General features: G+C 75.7%; 3 protein-coding genes. All 3 read right to left on the bottom strand.

Annotated features, from left to right (window positions below):
- On the bottom strand, positions 1-125 hold a 125-nt coding region (locus BHU15_RS38985), incomplete at its 3' end, for a helix-turn-helix domain-containing protein (protein ID WP_141726997.1).
- Between the two features lie 12 nt (positions 126-137).
- Complete coding sequence (locus BHU15_RS37680) at positions 138-938, bottom strand: hypothetical protein (protein WP_069631157.1); 801 nt, start codon at positions 936-938, stop codon at positions 138-140.
- On the bottom strand, positions 935-2,215 hold the full coding sequence (locus tag BHU15_RS37675; RefSeq protein WP_069631156.1) for a glycosyltransferase family 4 protein: 1,281 nt from the start codon (positions 2,213-2,215) through the stop codon (positions 935-937). Before BHU15_RS37675 ends, BHU15_RS37680 begins: the two co-directional genes overlap by 4 nt.
- Positions 2,216-2,498: the final 283 nt, after the last annotated feature.

The raw sequence follows: 2,498 nt of genomic DNA, 5'->3' as shown, positions 1-2,498 counted from the left end.
TCGACGTCGCGCCGTACGGTGCGGGGCGTCACCCCGAGGCGTTCGGCGAGGTCGGGGCCGGACCATTCGCGGTGGGCCTGGAGGAGGGAGAGCAGACGGAGCAGGCGGGCCGAGGTTTCCAGCATGCGCCGATTCTGTCAGCCGTCGCGGACAGCTTCTGTCCGCATGGCTGCGGGGTGCCGGTCCCCCGGCTCCAGGCGTACGCGGAGGTCGTTGTCGCCGGAGTAGCAGGGGGCGGCGACCCAGCCGTCCGCCCGGTACGCGGGGTAGACGTGGATGCGGCGGCGGTCCCACACGTCGTCGAGGATCCGGGAGAGGCGGACGGGGGCGGCGCCGTGCGCGGGCAGCAGCCACAGGTCCCACAACCGGCGTGCCGTCACGGCCGGTCCGGCGAGCGGCGCGTACGGCAGGGTGAAGGTGAAGGCGCCGCCCGTGCCGCCGGTGACGGGCACCCGGTGCGTACGGGGCGCCGGGTCACCCTCCTCGCACCGCCGCGCCTCGACCGTCGCGCCCTCGCCCGTCCCCGCGCCGTACAGCACGCCCGCCACGGTCATGGCGCCGTCCGCGAGATGGATGGCCCCGGCCTCCGCGTGCGGTGCGCGCACCCAGGAGCGCAGCGCGATACGGCCGTCGGCGGTCGGGTACGGGACCCGGACGGTGACCGGTCCCGCGCCCGGGATCCGGTCGACGAGCGCGCGGACGTCCCTGGTGCCGGGGCGGACGGGCCGGCCGTCGCACTCGATGTCCCAGCGGCCCTCGGCGAGCGGGGTGGCGTGGTCCAGTACGGCGCGCGGTCCGGTCAGCGGCAGGCGCACCTCGTCGGCGGGCGTGGCACCGCCGCGCCGGCGCAGGACCAGCTCCGGTCCCGCGGCCCCGGCGAGTTCGAAGACCACCGTGCCCGCGGTGTCGACGGTGCAGTGGGCGACGGGGGCGCTCATGTGGTCACCCTGCGGACCACGGCCGCCGCCAGTCCCCGCATCGCCCGCGTCCGGCCCACGAGGAGGCCCCTGCCGCGCCGTACGGCGGTGAGCACCGCCTCGCGCGGCCCCGCGTCCCGGCCGCGCGCGACCAGGTCGGCGTACAGCGCCTCGTGGCGCTCGGCGATCCGTGCCGGGTCGAACCGGGCGGCCGACTCGACGGCCGCCAGGCCCGTACGCCGCCGCAGTTCGTCGTCCTCGATCAGCGCGAGGAGCCCGCCCGCGACGGCGTCCACGTCACCGACCGGCACCAGCAGGCCGTCGACCCCGTCCTCGATGATCTCGCCGGGCCCGTGCGGGCAGTCGGTGGAGACGACCGGCAGGCCGCAGCGCATCGCCTCCACGATGGTCATGCCGAAGGACTCGTGGCTCGACGTGGAGGCCGCGATCGACCCCTTGACCCACTCGGGCTCCAACGGGTGGGCCGTACCCATCAGATGGACGTGGTTGTACAGCCCGCGCGCCTCGATCAGCGCGCGCAGCGCGGCGCGTTCGTCGCCGGTCGCGTCGCCCGCGCCGTAGATCCGCAGCCGCCAGTCGGGCCGGGCGGCCACGACCTCGGCGAAGGCCGTGATCAGCAGGTCGTACCGCTTGACGCTGGTGAGCCGGCCCGCCGCCACGACCCACTTCCCGGTGGAGTCGGCGGGGGCGACGGTGGGCGCGGGCACGCTGCCGGGCACCGCGTCGACGCGTACGCCGGGCAGCCGCAGCCGGGAACGGTAGGCGCGCGCGTCGGCCTCGGTGACGGTGGTGACGGCGTCGAGCAGCACGTACCGGTGGGCGATCTCGCGGCGCAGCCGGTGGCTGTGACTGTCCAGCGTGAGGTGCTCCTGCCCGACCCGGACCGGCCCGCGCCTCGTCTGCCGGGCGATATGGCAGTTGAGCCCCGGCCGGGTGCCGACGACGACGTCGGCGGTCAGCGACCGCAGGTGCTCGGCGATACGGGCGTCGGTGAGCCGGCTGTACTGCCGGTGCCGCCCGTCGCCGCGCGGAAAGACCGCGGCCGGCCGGCCGATGTCGGGGTGCCCGCCGTCGTAACCGGCGCTGCTCCTGCGCAGATCGACGAGATGCCGCAGCAGAACGCCCTCGGGCGCGCCGAGCGTCGGTTCGTCACGGTGCCGGAAGACCGAGACGATCTCGACGTCGTGCCGCCCGGCGAGCGCCCGCGCGAGATTGAACGTGGTGCGAATCGTGCCGCCCACGCCGAAGGCGTTGTGAAGCAGAAACGAGATGTGCATGAACTGCGGTGTCTCCCTGTTCAACTGCCGCGACCGCGGACCCGATCCCCGGCCCGCCCGCCGCACCTTCGCGCGCCGCGCCCCCACCTGACGGCCGACCGGGCGGGGACGGCGGAAAGCTTCACCCGTACGTGCGAGACGTGTTCGCGACGCCGGACGCCTCCCGGGCCTGAGGACGCCGCGCCAACCGCTGCCCCGCCGTTCGGACTTCACGCACGCGGTCCCGGGGCACGCGGCTGCCCCTCGGAGCGGGCACCGCCTGCGAGGGGCAGCCGCGTGCCCC

It is taken from the genome of Streptomyces niveus (genome assembly GCF_001723055.1).
Classification (GTDB): Bacteria; Actinomycetota; Actinomycetes; order Streptomycetales; family Streptomycetaceae; genus Streptomyces; species Streptomyces niveus.
This window is presented reverse-complemented; position numbering and strand designations above follow the sequence as displayed.